We start from the raw sequence: 17,232 nt of genomic DNA on the forward strand, positions 1-17,232 counted from the left end.
GGAGTTGGCTCAGCATGAGTCTGTCGTTCCACTGGTTCCTCCCCACTTACGGCGATTCCCGCGGACTGGTCGCGGGCGGGCACGGCACCTTCATGTCCGGTGACCGCCCGGCCAGCCTGCGGTATCTGAACCAGATCGGCGCCGCCGCCGAGGACAACGGGTTCGAGGCCGTGCTCACCCCCACCGGCGCGTGGTGCGAGGACGCCTGGCTGACCACCGCGATGATGGTGGAGACCACCGAGACGCTGAAGTTCCTGGTGGCATTCCGCCCCGGCCTGGTCAGCCCGACGCTCGCGGCACAGATGGCGGCCACCTTCCAGCGGCATTCCGGGGGCAGGCTGCTGCTCAACGTGGTGACCGGTGGCGAGCCGCACGAGCAGCAGGCCTACGGCGACTTCCTGGACAAGTCCCAGCGCTACGCACGCACCGGCGAATTCCTGCATGTGGTGCGAGAACTGTGGACCTCCACCGAGCCGGTGACGTTCGAAGGCGAACACATCCGAGTCGAGCAGGCACTGCTGAGCAATCGACCGGACCCGGTGCCGCCGGTGTTCTTCGGCGGTTCCTCCGAACCCGCGGGCCCGATCGCGGCCCGCTATAGCGACACCTACCTGACCTGGGGCGAGCCGCTGCTCGCGGTGAGCAGGAAGCTGGAATGGATCCGCCGTCTGGCGGTGGACCACGGACGCGTCCTCGACTACGGCCTGCGCATCCACGTGATCAGCCGTGACACCTCCGAGCAGGCCTGGGCCGAGGCCGACCGGCTGCTGGCCGGCATCGACCCCGCCGACATCGAGCGGGTGCAGGCGAACCTGGCGCGCAGTGAATCCGAAGGCCAGCGGCGCATGCTGGACCTGCACGGCGGCAGCACCGAACGGCTGGAGATCGCGCCCAATCTCTGGGCGGGCGTCGGCCTGGTCCGCGGCGGCGCGGGCACCGCACTGGTCGGCTCGCATGCCGAAGTCGCCGAACGGCTGGCCGAATACGCGCGCCTGGGCATCACCCACTTCATCCTCTCCGGCTATCCGCACTTGGAAGAGGCGTACTGGTTCGGCGAAGGCGTGCTGCCGATCCTGGAGCGCAAAGGCCTGTGGCGGCATCCCAACCGCACCGAGCACATCGCCGCCGCCACGCCCTTCGCGACGTCATCCGGCAGCTGAGCGCAACACCCCAGTTATTCCCACGCGCTGCTACGCGGCGAGAATGGTCTATCTGTCCGGCACACCGGCCGCGACCGACGGACCGTTCCTGAGGGAGTCATGACCACCGCATCAGCCCGGCGATGGCGCCGCCGCCTGCCCGACACCGCGACCGAAGCGGGCGCGCCCACGCTGGCGCGCAGGCTCGGTCGGCTCGATCTCACCGCCATGGGCGTCGGCACCATCGTCGGCGCGGGGATCTTCGTCATCACCGGCGTGGCGGCAGCGGAGAAGGCCGGGCCCGCCATCATGCTGTCGTTCGCCTTGGCCGGAACGGTGTGCGTGCTGGTGGCGCTGTGCTACAGCGAACTCGCGGCGATGGTGCCGGTCTCCGGCAGCGCCTACACCTATACCTACGCGACCCTCGGCGAAGCACCGGCGTTCCTGGTCGGCTGGAACCTGCTGCTGGAGTTCGTCATCGCGGGCGCCGCGGTGGCGATCGGCTGGTCCGCGACCACGGTGTCCGCGCTCGATTCACTGTTCGGCATCACCGTCCCGCACGCACTCGTCGCGGGGCCAGGAGAAGGCGGCGTGGTGAACCTGCCCGCCGTACTGATCGTCGCCGCCGTCGTCGCGGTGCTGGTGGGTGAGGTGACGTTCACCGCCCGCATCACCAAGGCGCTGGTCCTGGTGACCATCGGTGTGCTGGTGCTGGTGATCGCCGTCGGCACCCCGCACGTGAGCGTGGACAACTGGACCCCGTTCGCGCCGTTCGGGCTCGGTGGGATCATCGGCGGCGCCGCGATCGCGTTCTTCGCCTTCCTCGGTTTCGACGTGGTCGCCGCGTCGGCGGAGGAGGCGCGCAACCCTCGGCGCGACGTACCCTTCGCCATCATCGGCACGGTGCTCATCGCCACCGTGCTCTACGCGCTGGTCAGCGCCGTGCTCACCGGCATGGTGCCGTTCGTGACGCTGAACAACAGCGCACCGATCGCCGCCGCGTTCGGCGCGGTGCGCATCGGCTGGATCGGCGACGTCATCGTGATCGCCTCGATCATCGCGCTCACCAAGGGTTTGCTGCTGATCGTGTACGCGCAGGTGCGGTTGATGTTCGCGATGTGCCGCGACCGGCTGCTGCCCTACTCCCTCGCGGCCACCGGCAAACGTGCCACTCCGGTGCGGCTGACGTTGCTGCTGGGAGCGCTCGGCGCGGTCATCGCGGGACTGCTGCCGATCGACATCGTGGTGGAACTGGTGAACATCGGCGCGCTGTCGGCGTTCGCGGTGGTGTGCGTGGGCGTGCTGGTGCTGCGCCGGGTGGAGCCCGAGCGCGAACGCCCGTTCCGCACCCCACTGGTGCCCGTGGTTCCGGTGCTCGCGCTGATCGGGTGCCTGCTGCTTGCGACCACGCTGGATGCGCTGACCTGGGTGCGGTTCGGCGTGTGGGTGCTGGTCGGCATCGCGGTCTACCTCGGATACGGACGCAAGCGCTCCACCCTCGCCGAACCGCGGCTGGACGCCGCCCCGCCGACGGGATCCTGACTCGGCGATACACCTGACGCCGATTTGCACTCGCTGCCGAAACATTCTGCGGCACAATCTTTTATCCGGCATCGAGTGCATCGGCGGTTCCACGTGGATCACGACGGGCACCGCCACCAGGCGACACGCTCCGGGCGATCCCACCACTCGCGCGGCCGAGTTGTGAATCACAACATCCGGACCGGCACGCCGCGGCATGGGCGATTAGGGTCGGTCAGATGACCTGGACCGTGGGCTTCGACCTCGACATGACGCTGATCGACTCGCGGCCGGGCGTCGCGCGGGCCATCGACCTGCTCGGCATCGAATTCGATCTGCCGCTGAACGGGACGACCTTCGCCGATCGGCTCGGCCCGCCGCTGGCCACCTTGCTCGTCGAAGCGGGCGCACCCGAGGATCTCGTTCCGGCCCTGGTGACCCGCTACCGCGCGCTCTATCCGACGATCGTGTCGAGCATTCCCCCCATGCCCGGCGCGCAAGCCGCGCTGGCGGCCGTCGAGGCACGTGACGGACGAGTGGTCGTCGTCACCGGCAAGCACGCCCCGCTCGCGCAGCTGCACCTCGCCGAACTCGGTTGGCGCGTCGATCATCTCGCGGGCGACCTCTGGTCGGCAGGCAAGGCGGCGACGCTGCGCGAACAGGGTGCGAATCTGTTCGTCGGCGACCACGTCGGCGACATGAACGGCGCGCGCGCCGCGGACGTCTTCGCGGTCGGCGTCAGCACCGGGCCGTGCTCGGCCGACGAACTGCGCGCGGCGGGCGCGGACGTGGTGCTTGCCGACCTCACCGAGTTCCCCGCCTGGCTCGCGACGGAATTCGGAGCGGTCACCGCTTAACCCACCTCCGATCACGGCTCCTCCCCTTCGGGGCCGCTCGCCCGGTCACCACGGCCATGTGCGACGGGCCGATAGCGGCACGACGCATTCGCGGGTCAAACGACGGCCGACCCAGTCTTCCGCGAACGCTCCACGCCGAAAACTTGCGGTGCAAGTTTTTTCTTCGCTAGCCTACCGCGCATGAACCTCGAACTGTCCGGCGAGCAGACGGCGGCGCGACAGCTGGCGGCCGATTTCGTCGACCGGGAGATCGCGCCGCACGCCACCCGGTGGGATCGCGACGAACAGGTGGACCGGTCGATCGTCGCCCGGCTCGGCGAACTGGGCTTCCTCGGGCTCACCATCCCCGAGCAGTACGGCGGCAGCGCGGGCGACCACCTCACGTACTGCCTGGTCCTGGAGGAATTAGGGCGCGGCGACTCCTCCGTGCGCGGCATCGTCTCGGTGTCGCTCGGCTTGGTCGCCAAGTCGATTCACCACTTCGGCACCGAGGAACAGAAGCAGGCTTGGCTCACGCGGCTGGTCGCAGGCGAGGCGCTCGGCTGTTTCGCGCTCACCGAGCCAGGTACCGGATCCGACGCCGCCCAGTTGCGCACCCGCGCGGTGCGCGACGGCTCGGACTGGGTGCTGTCGGGCACGAAGATGTTCATCACCAACGGCACGTGGGCCGATGTGGCGCTGGTGTTCGCGCGTACCGGCGGCGAAGGGCATCGGGGCATCAGCGCGTTCCTGGTCCCGACCGAATCTCCCGGCTTCACCGCGCGGGAGATCCACGGCAAGCTCGGGCTGCGCGGACAGGCCACCGCCGAACTCGTGCTCGACGGGGTGCGCGTCCCCGACAGCGCCCGCCTGCACGCCGAGGGCAAAGGCTTCACCGTGGCGATGGCGGCGCTGGCCAAGGGCCGCATGTCGGTCGCGGCCGGTTGCGTCGGGCTGGCGCAGGCGTGCTTGGACGCCGCCGTCGGCTACGCCACCCAGCGGGAACAGTTCGGCAAGCCGATCGCGGCCCACCAGCTGGTGCAGGAGCTGCTCGCCGACATCGCGCTGGACGTCGACGCGGCGCGGCTGCTGGTGTGGCGGGTCGCCGATCTCGTCGACCGCGGCGAGGAATTCGCCCTGGCGTCCTCCAAGGCGAAGCTGTTCGCTTCCGAGGCCGCGGTCCGTGCGGCCGATCGCGCGGTGCAGGTGTTCGGCGGCTACGGGTACATCGACGAGTTCCCCGTCGGCAAGTATCTGCGCGACGCCAAGGTGATGACCCTCTACGAGGGCACGAGCCAGATCCAGAAACTGCTCATCGGCCGCGCACTGACCGGCGTCGCCGCGTTCTGACAGGAGTACATCCGATGCACCGCTTCACCGACCGGGTCGCCGTTGTCACCGGCGCGGCTCAGGGCATCGGCGCGGCCACCGCGCTGCGCCTCGCCGCCGAGGGCGCCGCCGTGGCCGTACTCGACCGCGAAGAGCCCGGCGAGACCGCCGCGCGGATCACCGCGGCGGGCGGCGTGGCGCGCGGTTACGTCTGCGACGTCACCGACCGCGCGTCGGTGCAGAACGTATTCGACCGTGTCGCAACCGATCTGGGCAGTCCGCAGATCTTGGTGAACAACGCGGGGATCACGCGCGACGACCTGTTCTTCCGCCTGACCGAGGAAGACTGGAACGCGGTGCTCGCGGTCAATCTGACCGGCGCCTACCACTGTGCGCAGATAGCGCAGACGTTCATGGTGGCCCAGCGATACGGCCGGATCGTGTCGCTGTCGAGCCGGTCGGCGCTCGGCAATCGCGGCCAGGCCAACTACGCCGCCGCCAAGGCAGGCATCCAGGGACTGACCGCGACGCTCGCTCTCGAACTCGGGCCCTACAACATCACGGTGAACGCGGTGGCGCCCGGCTATATCGCCACCGCCATGACCGCCGCCACCGCGAACCGGGTCGGTGTGACGGCCGAAGACCATCAGAAAGCCGCCGCGGACCGTACGCCGCTGGGCAGGGTGGGACAGCCCGACGAAGTCGCGGCGGTCATCGCGTTCCTCGCCAGCGACGAGGCGAGCTACGTCAGCGGCCAGACGCTGTATGTCAACGGAGGCGCCCGCTGACCTGCTCGAGCCCTGACCGAGGCACCCTTCGGCCCGCACCTTCTGGACTTCGCGTCGATAGCCCGTCCCATCGTCGGCTCACCAACGGACCGGCCCGGTGCGGTCGAAGAAACCGCCGGTGGGTCCGTCCGGCGGGAGCGGCGCCAGCTGCACGAATTACCGGGACGCCCTGTGCAACGGGGCTGAATTGTTTTCTCCGCCGAGGCCATCCATCGTGCCGCATCGTGTGCGGAACCAGACGCGCTCGGCGATGTCAGCTATCCAGCTTCGTCAACGGAGGTCGTCAACGGTGTTCGCCCTGCCCGATTTGCTTCATCAACGCGTCCATATCGGCCTGGTCCCAGACTTCGGCGAACTTGCCGTCTTCGAGGCGATAAAGAGTGAGCTCGGAAATAGTCACCCGACGACCGGTTGCCTCAATTCCACGGAAAGCCCCCCTGTGGGTGCCGGTTACAGTGAAGTGCAACGCTATATAGTCGCCGTCTACAAGGAGGTTCCGCATATCCCAATGCCAGTCGGGAAATGCGGCGAAGAGATGTGAGAATTGCGTCGTAACGGCGACTGGATCCATAGGGACGTCATTGACCTTGATGGTTGGTGTATAAAATGTCGCCATTCCGTCAAAATCGTGCTCATTACAGCGCTCGAGATAAGACAGGTACCGGGATCGGTGTTCGTCGCGCTTTGTAAGCATGCATTCTCACCGCCTCATGTGGTCGACTCACGTACCTTCGCAAACATATTAGTACTTCAGCAGCTAGTTCCTGGACGGTGCCCGATGCGACTTTGCCGCGTGCCTGACCGCCGCGTTGATCTTCGTGCACGAGCACCAGGCGCGGCATTATGCCGACGCCACTACCGTTGACCTCGGCGACACCAGCGGCTGCGCGCGCCTGCCGTGTGAACGTCTCTACCTTGGACCATGAGATGAGAGACTGATGTGCGGATTGCGAAACGCATGACCTTCAACGGAATCCGATGGTGACCGCGCTGCTCGGCGATTTCTCCGTGTGGCCGCCCACCCAGCGCAATATCATCTGGCAGCGTTTCCTCGGCACCGAATCCGGACGGGTGATGATGACACCCGCCGAGACCGACAATGCCGCGGCGTTCTCGGTCGCCAACCCGCGCAGCGCCCGCGTGCGCTACCCCGACGATCCCGGCCTCCTACGCCTGGTCTCCGAACTGCGCTCCCGCAGTTCATGATTCGAGCAACTGTGGAACGCGCGGCGGTCGGGGCAGTGGCGCAGCGCGACCAAGACGATCGATCACCCGGACCTGGGCTCGTTGCGGCTGGACTGCGACACCCTGCTCGTGCCGGACACCGACCAAGCCGTCGTCGTCTATTCGGCGGCGCCCGGCAGCCGGGAAGCGTCGGCCCTGGAGTTGCTCCGGGTGACCGGTGCCCAGCGGTTCACGGTGACGGAGCCCAACGGCTAGCCACCGCCTTACGATGACAGCGTGCGCGACGATCCCTACTGGAATCACAACACCCGCTACCACTCCTGGCTGTTGAAGCAGGTGCCACTCTCCGCGCGCACCGCCCTCGACATCGGCTGCGGGGACGGGCTGCTGGCGGGCAAACTGGCCGGACGCGGGCTGGCGGTCACCGGGATCGACGTCGACTCGGACATCATCGCCGCAGCCCCCGCCACGACGGGCGTGTCGCTCGAACAGGCCGACTTCCTCGACTACGCGGGCTCTTTCGATGTCGTCACCACCGTGGCCACGCTGCATCATGTTTCGCTGCGGGCGGGGCTCACGGCACTGCGCGACCTGGTCGCGCCCGGCGGCGTGCTCGCCGTGGTCGGGTTGTGGAAGATGACGCCGCGCACGGACTTCCACTACTTCCCGCTGGTGCCGCTCACCCGGGCGATGGACCTCGCGCACCGCGTCTCCTGGCCGAGTGCGCGAACGCGCGACCCCGTGGACGGATACGCCGAGATCCGCTCCGCCGCAGCGGAACTCCTGCCCGGAGCGCGCATGCGGCGGCGGCTCATGTGGCGCTACACACTGCTGTGGCACAAACCCGCGTGATCGTCCATCGCGAGGACGCACCCGGCTAGAGTCGTGGGCATGCCGCCGCTTCGGGAGCACAGACCGCGAAAGGCCATCCGCACGCTGCCCGACCACGCCGTGCCGACGCCGCCGCTACTACCCGGCGAGGAGGTGGACGTACGGCACGCAGGCGCGGCGTGACCACCCGCGCACTCGGCGGAGTCGTCTTCGACGCCGCCGCCGTCGTCGCGTTCGCCAACCGCGCCAGCTACGCCCAAGCGGTCGTCTGGGCGACGGTCGACGCGGGAAACACCATCGTCGTTCCGAGCACCGTTCTCGCGGCGGCGCGCACGCACATTCCGGCCGATCGGCTCGACCTCCTGGCCGTGCTGGTCGGCCTGCCGCACACCGTCGTCCCGTCGTTCGACCGCACCGTGAGCCCGCCGCTCACACCACTCGGCGGCGCGGCCCCCGCCGACGCCCTCGTCGCCGCGGGCCATGTCACCCGCGAGGCGGTCGCCCGCACTTGGCCCTGCCTGACCAGCCGCCCGAGACGGCTCAGGCAGATCGATCCGCGCGTCATCATCGATCCGCTGCCGTGACTCGCGTCCGGCGGATCAGCGCAGCAACGCGATGACCGGGGCGAACTTCTCCATGCTGTCCTCGAGGACGGTGATGTAGGTGATGCCGTAGCGATCGCGCCGATCGCGCAGGCGGTCGGCCATCTCCTCGGGAGTGCCCATGAGCAGGATCGGATGTTCCTCCGGGGAGTCGGCGACGTCGGGCGGCAGCGCCGGACCGAAGACCTCCAGCACGCTCGCGCGCTCCTCGGGCGGCACCACCCGCTGCACGAGGATGTTGAACTCGACCTTGTCCAGCCGCGGACCGAGCAGATCCCGCACATAGGCGACGCGCTCCTCGATCTCGTCGAGCCCGGCCATCTGCAGTGGCCCGCCATTGCGCGCGGCCGCCGCGCCCGTGAAGGCGATGATGTCGGCGTGCCGCGCGGCGACGGCGAGCAAGCGATCACCCCATCCGCCGATGAGCACGGGCGGTCCCGACGGCTGTGCGGGTTGCGGCTGATACTCCGGATCGGCGAACAGGCCGCGCAATGTGACCACCGTCTGTTCCAGGTGCTCGACGCGCTTGCTCCCGCTTTCGAAGGGGATGCCCGCTGCCTCGAATTCCGCCTGCACGTAGCCAGCGCCGAGCCCGAGTTCGACCCGCCCGTCGGTGAACTGGTCGGCACCGGCCACGTCGCGGGCCAGCAGGACGGGGTTGTAGAACGCGGTGTTGAGCACGAAGGTGTTCAACCGCACCCGCTCGGTCGCCTCGGCGGCCAGGATCATCGCGGGGAACGGCGCGGGCAGGCCGAGATGGTCGGCGACACCCACCACGTCGAAGCCGAGTTCCTCTGCTCGACGGCACTTTTCGATCCAATTCGACCTGGACTCGGGGACCACCATGTTGACACCGAACCGGAAGGGGCGCTGCGCAGTCACGTGTCCTGTCTAGCGAACCGGGCCGGACCGCCGTACTTCGGGGCCGATTCAGCACTGGGCGAGCGCACCCGCGGCCACCACGATGCCGAGCAGCGCGACGACAGCGGCGACCACCGGTACCGGCCTGCGCAGCGCCCGACGGACCGGGCCGGGAGCGCTGCGCGCCGCGGTGTTCGCGCGCGGGGATCGACGGGCGAACCAGCGCCGCGTCATGGCGACCGTGGTGATGATCAACGTCGCGATCAGCATGCCCGCCCCCCTCAGACGCGTACGGCGCGCGGCGCGACCGCCCGGGAGGTGGACTTGCCTCGCGGTGGTTCGACGATCCCGTGCTGCAGCAAGCTTTCGGCGGTGTCCAGCACGGTTTCCCGGACCGGGCGCATGGTCCAGCCGAGTTCGCGCCGGGCTTTCTCGGCGCTGAGCGACTCGGTGCGCCCCAGGGCCGGCAGGGTCAGCCGGACGCCTTTGTCGAAGATCGCTACGCCGCGCACCAGCCAATTCGGCAACTGTCTGGTCGGCACCCGGAATCCGCGCGGCCCGAATTCCTCGGTGAGGATGCGCGCCATTTCCCCCATCCACAGGTGCTCGCCCGCGCAGATATAGCGGTTGCCTGCGGCTTCTGGCGTTTCCAGCGCGAGCCGATGCGCCACGGCGAGATCGCGCACGTCGACCGGCGCCCAGCCGACGCGGGGCGTGCCGGGCACGTCCCCGGCGAGCAGTCTCCGTATGGGCTCGTGCGAGGTGCTCGTCGTGGTGGACAGCACCGGCCCCAGCACCATTCCTGGGTTGACGACGACCAGTTCGAATCGCTCGCCCGCCGGAAGCCGTGCGACGAAATCCCAGGCCGCCCGCTCGGCCAGCGTCTTGCTCTTCTGATAGGCCGGGCTGCGCTCGACCACCGTCCAGTCGGCCTCGGTGCGCAGAACGTCCTCGGTGTGCCCGGCGACGATCGCCGCGATCGAGGAGGTGAGCACCACCCGGCGAACGGTGCCCGCGGCGGCGCAGGCGCGCAGCACGCGCAGCGTTCCTTCGACCGCCGTGTCGATGAGTTCTCGCTCGTCGTCGGGCGGGGTGGTGGGGAACGGGGAGGCGACGTGCAGCACCGCGGCGCTACCCGCGACGGCGGCTGCCCAGCCGTCGTCGCCGTTCAGGTCGGCTTGCGCGAACTCCAGTTCGCCCCCGGTTCGCCGGGCCAGCTCGACCAGGTGTGCCCGTTTGCCGGTGTCGGCGAGGTCGCGAACCGTCGCGCGCACGGCGTAGCCATGCTCCAGCAATTCGGCGATGACGTGACCGGCGACGAAACCCGTTGCGCCGGTGACCGATACCCGTGTGCTCATTTCTTCATCCGTCTCGTGAAGTGGCTGCGCCGCACTCATCTGAGCGCCGCTCAGATAATCTAAGCACCGCATAGTTAGGTTGTCCAGGACACGTCGCATACGCTCGGACGGTGACGCGGACCAGTTACCACCACGGCGCCCTGCGCGACGCGCTGCTGGCCGCCTGCCTGCGTTTGATCGAAACCGAAGGGCTCGCCGCGGTCAGCCTGCGCCGGGTGGCTCGCGAGGCAGGCGTGAGCACCGCGGCGCCGTACCACCACTTCCCCGACCGAGCCGCGCTGCTGGCAACACTGTCCACCCAGGGTTTCCAGATGCTCGGAGCGCAACTGGCGGCCGCCCGCGCCGAGGCGGAAACGCCCATGGCCGCCCTGACCGCGCTGGCGAACACCTACGTGCGGTTCTCCCGCGAGCAACCGGCCTACTTCCGCCTGATGTTCCGGCCCGAACTCTCCCAGCCCGACAAGCATCCCGACACCATGGCAGCCGGCGACGCGGCTTTCGGAGTGCTGGCCGACGCGATCACGGAGTGCGTTCGCGCGGGCGCGCTGCCCGCCGACAAAGCCGACACACTGGCCGTCATGTTCTGGGGACTCGGCCACGGCCTGGCCTCGCTGTGGCTGGACGGACAGTTGGAGAAGCGCGCGGGACAGTTCGGGACCACCGGCTCGGCGTTGGTGGACGACGTGATGCGGACCTTCGCGACATTGATCGAACCCGGCGCGCCGCCGCTGCCCTAGAGTGAACGCCAGACGTTTGCTCCTCCGATGCTCCCCACACCGATCCGAGAGGACGACACGGATGACCGCGCAGCTGGATCCGACGGTGCAGGAGTTCGTCGACGCGCTCAACGCCAATGATCAAGACCGGTTCTACGCGGTGCTCACCGACGACGCCACCATGTCCGACGACGGTGTGGAGCGCAACCTCGCCCAGTGGACCGAAGCGGAGATCTTCGACAGCAATGCCCGCATGCAAGTCGAGTCGGTCGGCGACGACGGCACCGAACTGGTCGCCGACTACACCAATACACGCTGGGGCTCGATGCGAACCACCTGGCGATTCGTCCTGCGCGAAGGCAAGGTGAGCCGTTTCGAGACCGGGCAGGCGTGAATGCCCTTGCCAGCCTGCCGTCCGCGTTGACATCCTGACCTTCGTGTTCGTCGCGCCGCGTTACGGTACGGGTTCCCTGGCCGACCTGTTCCCCTCCGTCCTCGCCGGTCTCGGCGTGCCCGGCGAGGCGGACCGCCTCGGGCTGGAGCTCGACGCCGACCAGGTCTGCGTCCTGCTGGTGGACGGGCTCGGCTACCACGATCTGGTCGCGAATCCCGCTGCGGCGCCCTTCCTGTCCGGTCTCGCGCCGACCTCGCTCACGGCCGGTTTCCCGACGACGACGGCCACCAGCCTGGCCTCGCTCGGGGTGGGTGTTCCTCCCGGCGAGCACGGCATCGTCGGCTATCTGTTCCACGTCCCCGGCTACGACTCGCTGTTCACTCCGCTGTCCTGGCGGCTGCACGGCGTACCGAAGTCCGATCTGCGGAAGGAACTCGCTCCGACGGAGTTCCAGCCGCGCACAACGGTTTTCCAGCGCGCCGCCGCCGACGGCATCGCCGTCGCACAGGTGTCGCCGCGCGATCAGGCGGGATCGGGACTGACCGAGGCGGTTCTGCGCGGCTGCGAGTTCCGTCCCCAGCTGTCGTTCGGCGATCTCGTCGCCAATGTGAGCGAGGCGCTGCGCGCCGGTCCACGCTCCCTGGTCTACACCTACCACGGCGATCTCGACCTCACCGGACACGTGCGCGGACCCGCCTCGCGATCTTGGGAGTTGGAACTCGCCCATGCCGACCGGCTCGCCGCCGCGCTCGCCGAGGAGTTGCCCGCCGGAGCGGCGCTGCTGGTGACCGCCGATCACGGCATGGTGCTGCTGGACGACCGTATCGATTTCGACACCACTCCCGTGTTGCAAGAGGGTGTCCGGGCACTCGGCGGTGAAGCCCGCGCCCGGCACGTCTACACCGAGCCGGGCGCCGAACCCGATGTCGCGGCAGCCTGGCAGGCTACTCTCGGCGCGGACTTCGAGGTGCTCGGCAAAGCGGAAGCCGTGAGCCGAGGCTGGTTCGGGCCCACCGTGGACCCCGCGATCGCCCAGCGCATCGGCGATCTGGTCGTGGTCGCCCGCGGGCGGCGCGGCGTCATCCGGACCGGCGCGGAACCGCTGCAGTCCCGGCTGGTCGGTCACCACGGTTCGCTCACCCCCGCGGAGATCGACGTCCCGCTGTGCGTCTTTCGCGCCTAGCCCCTGTCGTGGTGAACATACGCCCGGGAGCGCTCTAGTCTGGAGTCCGATCGCGGCGGGCAGCGCCGCCGAACCTCAGGAGGAGTCCCATGAACGCCACGCTGTCACGGACCGGCCGAACCGGCCTCGGGATCGCGATGGTCGCCATGGCGCTCGCGGGCTGCACCGACATCGAACGCGCGCTCAACCGCGGCGGCGACACCCCGTGCAGCGAGTACATCAAGCAGGACCAGGACACCAAGCGCACGACGATCACCAAGTTCGTCAAGCAACAGAGCAAGGACGACCGCGAGCCGGCGGGGACCGTGGTGGACGCGACGATGGTCTCGGTCGACTTGCTGTGCGGCGCACAGGCCAATGCCGACACCCCGATCAAGAACGCCGACGTCGCAGGCATTTTCATCCGGAAATGACCGCTCAGCGCGGCGGATGGGCGGCAAGCCAGTCCGCCGCGCGCTTACGCGAGGCCCGGGCCAGCCAGGCGTCCTGGATGACCTCGGTGAGCTCCCGACGGCTCAGTTCGCCGAGTTCGGCCGCGCGCACCAGGACCGACGGATGTCCGTCGAAATGCGGCGTGGTGAAGAACGGCGAGTCCGGGTCCTGGACCAGCGCCTGTTTGTCCGACTCCGACGGCACCCAGATCACGATCACATCGGCATAGCGCTCGCCGGTCGCCGGGTCGACCGCGTCCGGACGCGGATTGCGGAAGAACACGAACGATTTGCCCCCGACCTGGTAGATCGGGTTGCCGCGTGGTCCGTCGACGCGCGTCACGTGGGGCATGCCCGAGGCCACTGCGTGCACGTCGGCGAGCCGTGCACGTGGAGTACCGGTCGCCATGCCAGCAGCTTATGGCGTGACCGGCCGGTAGGGCTCGAACAGTTCGCCACCGTCACCGGCGTCCGCCAGAATGAGAGTGCGATTACGAGCTCACACGACGATGGGTCTTCCACGTGGCGCGGTTCCGCACCCTCACGCAACAGCGGGTCGAACTGGAAAGAGAATGGGAGCGTTGGGCGACGGCTCCGCGGGCGACACCGGAGCCACGGAACACCGTCCTGCGCAACGAAGTAGCGCAATCCTGGCGGCGGTCGTTGCACACCGTCGATCCGGGCACCACCGGCGCGCCGGGAGTCGACGACATCGGCGACCGCTGGGCCGCTTCCCCGTTGCGCGATCCGGTGACGGCGCTCGCAGGTGAACTGCGCGCCGTCACCGAGGACTCCGGTTATCTGGCCGTGGTCACCGACAGCGCGGGCACCGTCCTGTGGTCCTGCGGTGACCGCACCCTGCGCAGGCAGGCCGAGCAGGTCAATCTCGCACCCGGCGGCTGCTGGGACGAAAGCCATATGGGCACCAACGGCCTCGCCCTCGCGCTGCACACCGATCGCCCTGCCTCCGTGTTCTCCGCCGAGCACCTGGTCGCCGCCCTGCACGGCTGGGTCTGCTATTCCGCACCGATCCACGGCCCCGACGGCAGGCAGGTGGGCGCGCTGGATCTGTCCAGTACCTGGGACCGTTCCCATCCCGCGGTGCGGACCTCGGTGCGCGCGCTGGTGACGGCGGTGGAGACGATGTTGCGCACGGCCGCGCCCGTGCCCGAGCCGGGAATCCGGCTGGAATGCCTCGGCGCCGCGCGACTGGTGCGCGACGGCGTGCCGCTGCCCCTGCCGCCTCGGCAATTGGAGATCCTCGCGCTGCTGGCGCTCCAGCCGGACGGCTTCTCCCCGGAGCAATTGCACGCCGCCCTCTACGGCGACCGCGCGGTTTCCATCAGCACGCTGAAAGCCGACGTCTCGCACCTGCGCCGCGCGATCGGCGGCGAGATCAGCAATCGCCGTTATGCCCTCACCGGTCCGGTGTCCTGCGACGCCGTCGACCTGCTCGCCGCCGTCACCGCGGGCGACACCACCTCGGCGGTCTGGCTGTACCGGGGGCCGCTGCTGCCCGGATCGGAAGCGCCCGCCGTGCTGCAGTGGCGTGATCATCTCGACGTGGGTGTGCGCACCGCCGTGCTCGCCGGGGACCGCGCCGAGCACGCGGTGGCGTTCGGCGAACGCGTGCCCCGTGACATCGCGGTTCACGAGCACGCGCTGCGGTTGCTGCCGCCCGATGACGTGCGCCGCGCCCTGGTCGCGGCTCGGCTGCATACCGCGTTGCGCGACTGAGATTTTCCCACCAACCTCGCACCAACCTCGGCGGACCATAGTGGGTCGGTCCGAGATATCTGCGAGGAATCATGAGCTACACCAGACCGGGGGCCGGACTCCGGCATCGCCGACTACCCGATGCCCGGCTCCGTCGCCCACGCGGTACGGCGGCGCACCGAACGCATCCGGTGGACATCACCGACCGCGCCAGGGCCGTGCTGCGCCACGTGATCGACCAGCACGGGGCCGTGCTGCTGCACCAATCCGACCGACACCACGACAGCGGCTCGCCGCGCTGCCTGCCCATCCGGGAGTCCCGGATCGGCGGTGAGGACGTTCTGCTGGGCAGCCTTCCCTGGCACACCGAATTGTGGATCAGCGGGGAGCAATACGAGCACTTGAAGCATGCACACCTCACCGTGGACGTGGCCGACGAGCCCGGCGGCGGCCCCTCGGACGCACTCGAGGACATGCGTTTCGTCATCAGATCACGGCTGCTCACCGACGAAGAAGCAGCGGCGCTGGCGGCGGGCGGGCCGCCGCGCACCGGAGCCGACCGGTTGGCGTGACCCCTGCACGACCGAACCGGCGGGTCGTCCGTCCGGGTGGGCACGACCACCCGGACGGACGTCGTGTCTCAGCGCCCGGGCAGGAAACGCAGACTCCGGGCCACCGTCATCAGGAACGGCTGCCACTTGCCCTTGGGGAACAGTTTCGGCGCGTCGAGGTTCATGAAACGGGTGACCACGATCGACTGCGGCTCGGTGAATTTGAGCAGGCCGTCCGGCCCGTGGCGGCGCCCCACACCGGAGATACCCATACCGCCCATCGGCGCCCCGGTGGTGCCCCATGCCGGCGCGTAGCCCTCGTCCACACAGACCGTGCCCGCGTGCAGCCGCGCCGCGATCCGCTCGCCTTCGGACTTGCTTCCCGCCCACACCGAGGCGTTGAGACCGTAGGCGGTGTCATTGGCCAGGCGCACGGCCTCCTCGACATCGTCGACCGGATAGATCGACACCAGCGGTCCGAAGGTTTCGTCGCGGCCGCATTCCATCTCGTCGGTCACTTCGGCGAGGACGGTCGGCTCGAAGAACAGCGGACCCAGATCCGGGCGGGCTTTTCCGCCGGTGAGGACCTTCGCTCCGTTGGAGGTGGCGTCCGCGACGTGCTTGGACACCGTCTCCAGTTGCGCTTCGGAGATGAGGCTGCCGATGTCGGTCGAATAATCGTAGGCGGCACCGAGTCTGGCCGCGTTCGTGGCGGCGACGAATTTTTCGGTGAACGCCGCGGCGACCTGCCGCTCGACATAGAGCCGCTCGATCGAGATGCACAACTGCCCGGCGTTGGAGAAGCAGGCGCGCACGGCCGCCCGCGCGGCCTTGTCCAGGTCGGCGCCAGCGGCCACGATCATCGGATTCTTCCCGCCGAGTTCGGCGGAGAAGCCGATCAGCCTGCGGCCGCACTGTTCGGCCAGGGTGCGGCCGGTCGCCGACGACCCGGTGAACATCAGGTAGTCGCAGGCCTCGACGATCGCGGTGCCGACAACGCCGCCCGGCCCGGGGACGACCGCGAGCAGCTCCCGGGGCAGACCGGCCCGGTAGAGCAATTCCGCACCGGCCAGCGTGGAGAACGGAGTCTGGCTGTCGGGTTTGACCACCACGGCGTTACCCGCGATGAGCGCCGGTATGGAATCGCCGATCGACAGCAGCAGCGGGTAGTTCCACGGAGCGATGACGCCGACCACGCCTTTGGGCTGGTACCGCACGGAGGCGCGGTTGAGCACCGGAAAGGCGCCCGGTACTCGGTGGCCGCCCAGCAGGCTCGGTGCGATCCTGGCGAAATAGCGGGCCGCGAACATCAGGCCCATGATCTCTTCCTGGGCCGCCCAGCGCGCTTTGCCGGTCTCGGCCTGCACGACGTCCATCAGGAATTCACGGTGCTCCACCACCAGCGCGCGGTAACGATCCAGCACGGCGGCGCGTTCGGCCACCGGCTTGGCCGCCCAGCTCCGCTGCGCGGCCCTGGCCTTCTCGAAGGCGGCGGCGACATCAGCTGCCGTGCCGACCGGCACGCTGCCGAGCGGCTTTCCGGTGAAGGTCTCGGCGATCGTCCTGCGCTGACGATCTGCGGGCGCCTCGATCGCGGCCAGCGCGCTGAGGCGGTCGAATACATCGGCTTCCGGCGCGGGCATCGTTGCCTCCTACTTGTAAGTAACCGAGGGATACGGACAATCTACGCCGCGTTCGAGGCGCCCTGAACCGGCCACGGGAGGATTTCGGGGCGTATCGGGCCACGGCCGACCGCTCAGGTGAGCCGCGCCGGACGCCATCACCTCCCAG

The 17,232-nt window shown here is 69.0% G+C and carries 20 protein-coding genes and 1 pseudogene; 15 read left to right on the top strand and 6 right to left on the bottom strand.

Translation table 11 applies throughout. The features are described 5' to 3' along the window. Positions 1 to 14 precede the first annotated feature (14 nt). From ABZW96_RS12220 to fabG, 5 genes are all read left to right on the top strand, one after another. Positions 15 to 1,160 (top strand): LLM class flavin-dependent oxidoreductase, encoded by a 1,146-nt coding sequence (locus ABZW96_RS12220; protein WP_355073924.1) that lies wholly within the window; start codon positions 15 to 17, stop codon positions 1,158 to 1,160. A gap of 99 nt (positions 1,161 to 1,259) precedes the next feature. Next, positions 1,260 to 2,681: an amino acid permease gene (locus tag ABZW96_RS12225; protein ID WP_355073926.1), complete on the top strand. Its 1,422-nt coding sequence runs from the start codon at positions 1,260 to 1,262 to the stop codon at positions 2,679 to 2,681. Between the two features lie 218 nt (positions 2,682 to 2,899). After that, positions 2,900 to 3,517, top strand: coding sequence for an HAD hydrolase-like protein (locus ABZW96_RS12230; RefSeq protein ID WP_355073927.1), 618 nt, complete (start codon positions 2,900 to 2,902; stop codon positions 3,515 to 3,517). 180 nt (positions 3,518 to 3,697) lie between these two features. Then, positions 3,698 to 4,846, top strand: a complete 1,149-nt coding sequence (locus tag ABZW96_RS12235) for an acyl-CoA dehydrogenase family protein (RefSeq protein WP_355073929.1) — start codon at positions 3,698 to 3,700, stop codon at positions 4,844 to 4,846. Between the two features lie 14 nt (positions 4,847 to 4,860). Next, positions 4,861 to 5,613, top strand: coding sequence for a 3-oxoacyl-ACP reductase FabG (fabG, locus tag ABZW96_RS12240; RefSeq protein WP_355073931.1), 753 nt, complete (start codon positions 4,861 to 4,863; stop codon positions 5,611 to 5,613). 283 nt (positions 5,614 to 5,896) lie between these two features. Here the strand turns inward: fabG and ABZW96_RS12245 are convergent, their stop codons facing one another. Beyond that, positions 5,897 to 6,307 (bottom strand): ester cyclase, encoded by a 411-nt coding sequence (locus ABZW96_RS12245; RefSeq protein WP_355073932.1) that lies wholly within the window; start codon positions 6,305 to 6,307, stop codon positions 5,897 to 5,899. A gap of 281 nt (positions 6,308 to 6,588) precedes the next feature. On the opposite strand from ABZW96_RS12245, the pseudogene ABZW96_RS12250 reads away from it, so the two are divergent. The 4 genes and pseudogenes from ABZW96_RS12250 to ABZW96_RS12265 form a co-directional block, all read left to right on the top strand. Next, positions 6,589 to 7,053, top strand: a pseudogene (locus tag ABZW96_RS12250) (transcriptional regulator); the annotation flags it as partial. A gap of 21 nt (positions 7,054 to 7,074) precedes the next feature. Then, the gene (locus tag ABZW96_RS12255; protein ID WP_355073934.1) at positions 7,075 to 7,650 is read left to right on the top strand and encodes a methyltransferase domain-containing protein; all 576 of its coding nucleotides are present in this window, start codon (positions 7,075 to 7,077) and stop codon (positions 7,648 to 7,650) included. A 39-nt stretch (positions 7,651 to 7,689) separates the two neighbouring features. Continuing rightward, positions 7,690 to 7,812 (top strand): hypothetical protein, encoded by a 123-nt coding sequence (locus ABZW96_RS12260; protein ID WP_355073936.1) that lies wholly within the window; start codon positions 7,690 to 7,692, stop codon positions 7,810 to 7,812. Beyond that, positions 7,809 to 8,213 carry a hypothetical protein gene (locus tag ABZW96_RS12265; RefSeq protein ID WP_355073938.1) on the top strand — a complete coding sequence of 135 codons (405 nt, stop codon included), beginning with the start codon at positions 7,809 to 7,811 and terminating at the stop codon, positions 8,211 to 8,213. Before ABZW96_RS12260 ends, ABZW96_RS12265 begins: the two co-directional genes overlap by 4 nt. Positions 8,214 to 8,228: 15 nt before the next feature. Here the strand turns inward: ABZW96_RS12265 and ABZW96_RS12270 are convergent, their stop codons facing one another. Genes ABZW96_RS12270 through ABZW96_RS12280 form a run of 3 tightly spaced genes read right to left on the bottom strand, consistent with a single transcriptional unit; the run spans position 8,229 to position 10,450 of the window. Continuing rightward, a complete protein-coding gene (locus ABZW96_RS12270) occupies positions 8,229 to 9,113 on the bottom strand; it encodes an LLM class F420-dependent oxidoreductase (protein WP_355073940.1) in 885 nt (294 codons plus the stop codon). 48 nt (positions 9,114 to 9,161) lie between these two features. Then, positions 9,162 to 9,362 carry a hypothetical protein gene (locus ABZW96_RS12275; protein WP_355073941.1) on the bottom strand — a complete coding sequence of 67 codons (201 nt, stop codon included), beginning with the start codon at positions 9,360 to 9,362 and terminating at the stop codon, positions 9,162 to 9,164. Positions 9,363 to 9,373: 11 nt separating this feature from the next. Continuing rightward, the gene (locus ABZW96_RS12280) at positions 9,374 to 10,450 is read right to left on the bottom strand and encodes an aldehyde reductase (RefSeq protein WP_355073942.1); all 1,077 of its coding nucleotides are present in this window, start codon (positions 10,448 to 10,450) and stop codon (positions 9,374 to 9,376) included. 110 nt (positions 10,451 to 10,560) lie between these two features. On the opposite strand from ABZW96_RS12280, the gene ABZW96_RS12285 reads away from it, so the two are divergent. The 4 genes from ABZW96_RS12285 (at position 10,561) to ABZW96_RS12300 (ending at position 13,156) form a co-directional block, all read left to right on the top strand. Beyond that, positions 10,561 to 11,187: a TetR/AcrR family transcriptional regulator gene (locus tag ABZW96_RS12285; RefSeq protein WP_355073945.1), complete on the top strand. Its 627-nt coding sequence runs from the start codon at positions 10,561 to 10,563 to the stop codon at positions 11,185 to 11,187. 61 nt (positions 11,188 to 11,248) lie between these two features. Beyond that, a complete protein-coding gene (locus tag ABZW96_RS12290) occupies positions 11,249 to 11,560 on the top strand; it encodes a nuclear transport factor 2 family protein (RefSeq protein ID WP_355073947.1) in 312 nt (103 codons plus the stop codon). 43 nt (positions 11,561 to 11,603) lie between these two features. Continuing rightward, on the top strand, positions 11,604 to 12,743 hold the full coding sequence (locus ABZW96_RS12295; protein ID WP_355073949.1) for an alkaline phosphatase family protein: 1,140 nt from the start codon (positions 11,604 to 11,606) through the stop codon (positions 12,741 to 12,743). Positions 12,744 to 12,832: 89 nt separating this feature from the next. Next, entirely contained in the window at positions 12,833 to 13,156 is a 324-nt protein-coding gene (locus tag ABZW96_RS12300; protein WP_355073951.1) for a hypothetical protein, read from the top strand. Positions 13,157 to 13,160: 4 nt separating this feature from the next. On the opposite strand, the gene ABZW96_RS12305 is transcribed toward ABZW96_RS12300, so the two are convergent. Beyond that, positions 13,161 to 13,583, bottom strand: coding sequence for an MmcQ/YjbR family DNA-binding protein (locus ABZW96_RS12305; protein ID WP_355073953.1), 423 nt, complete (start codon positions 13,581 to 13,583; stop codon positions 13,161 to 13,163). A gap of 113 nt (positions 13,584 to 13,696) precedes the next feature. Between ABZW96_RS12305 and ABZW96_RS12310 the strand changes: the two genes are divergently transcribed. Together ABZW96_RS12310 and ABZW96_RS12315 are read left to right on the top strand one after the other, a co-directional pair. Continuing rightward, entirely contained in the window at positions 13,697 to 14,911 is a 1,215-nt protein-coding gene (locus tag ABZW96_RS12310) for a transcriptional regulator (RefSeq protein ID WP_355073954.1), read from the top strand. Positions 14,912 to 14,982: 71 nt separating this feature from the next. Next, positions 14,983 to 15,462, top strand: a complete 480-nt coding sequence (locus ABZW96_RS12315) for a DUF779 domain-containing protein (RefSeq protein WP_355073955.1) — start codon at positions 14,983 to 14,985, stop codon at positions 15,460 to 15,462. 68 nt (positions 15,463 to 15,530) lie between these two features. Here the strand turns inward: ABZW96_RS12315 and ABZW96_RS12320 are convergent, their stop codons facing one another. Beyond that, positions 15,531 to 17,084 carry a succinic semialdehyde dehydrogenase gene (locus ABZW96_RS12320; protein ID WP_355073956.1) on the bottom strand — a complete coding sequence of 518 codons (1,554 nt, stop codon included), beginning with the start codon at positions 17,082 to 17,084 and terminating at the stop codon, positions 15,531 to 15,533. Positions 17,085 to 17,232: the final 148 nt, after the last annotated feature.

This window comes from Nocardia sp. NPDC004168 (assembly GCF_040610355.1).
GTDB classification, from domain to species: Bacteria; Actinomycetota; Actinomycetes; order Mycobacteriales; family Mycobacteriaceae; genus Nocardia; species Nocardia sichangensis.

What these genes read in the sequence shown, in the direction of transcription:
- ABZW96_RS12320 (WP_355073956.1), bottom strand. Translation starts at nt 17,084, where the DNA reads ATGCCCGCGCCGGAAGCCGATGTATTCGACCGCCTCAGCGCGCTGGCC.
- ABZW96_RS12230 (WP_355073927.1), top strand. Translation starts at nt 2,900, where the DNA reads ATGACCTGGACCGTGGGCTTCGACCTCGACATGACGCTGATCGACTCG.
- ABZW96_RS12300 (WP_355073951.1), top strand. Translation starts at nt 12,833, where the DNA reads ATGAACGCCACGCTGTCACGGACCGGCCGAACCGGCCTCGGGATCGCG.
- ABZW96_RS12290 (WP_355073947.1), top strand. Translation starts at nt 11,249, where the DNA reads ATGACCGCGCAGCTGGATCCGACGGTGCAGGAGTTCGTCGACGCGCTC.
- ABZW96_RS12275 (WP_355073941.1), bottom strand. Translation starts at nt 9,362, where the DNA reads ATGCTGATCGCGACGTTGATCATCACCACGGTCGCCATGACGCGGCGC.
- fabG (WP_355073931.1), top strand. Translation starts at nt 4,861, where the DNA reads ATGCACCGCTTCACCGACCGGGTCGCCGTTGTCACCGGCGCGGCTCAG.
- ABZW96_RS12245 (WP_355073932.1), bottom strand. Translation starts at nt 6,307, where the DNA reads ATGCTTACAAAGCGCGACGAACACCGATCCCGGTACCTGTCTTATCTC.
- ABZW96_RS12260 (WP_355073936.1), top strand. Translation starts at nt 7,690, where the DNA reads ATGCCGCCGCTTCGGGAGCACAGACCGCGAAAGGCCATCCGCACGCTG.
- ABZW96_RS12305 (WP_355073953.1), bottom strand. Translation starts at nt 13,583, where the DNA reads ATGGCGACCGGTACTCCACGTGCACGGCTCGCCGACGTGCACGCAGTG.
- ABZW96_RS12225 (WP_355073926.1), top strand. Translation starts at nt 1,260, where the DNA reads ATGACCACCGCATCAGCCCGGCGATGGCGCCGCCGCCTGCCCGACACC.
- ABZW96_RS12315 (WP_355073955.1), top strand. Translation starts at nt 14,983, where the DNA reads ATGAGCTACACCAGACCGGGGGCCGGACTCCGGCATCGCCGACTACCC.
- ABZW96_RS12220 (WP_355073924.1), top strand. Translation starts at nt 15, where the DNA reads ATGAGTCTGTCGTTCCACTGGTTCCTCCCCACTTACGGCGATTCCCGC.
- ABZW96_RS12235 (WP_355073929.1), top strand. Translation starts at nt 3,698, where the DNA reads ATGAACCTCGAACTGTCCGGCGAGCAGACGGCGGCGCGACAGCTGGCG.
- ABZW96_RS12280 (WP_355073942.1), bottom strand. Translation starts at nt 10,450, where the DNA reads ATGAGCACACGGGTATCGGTCACCGGCGCAACGGGTTTCGTCGCCGGT.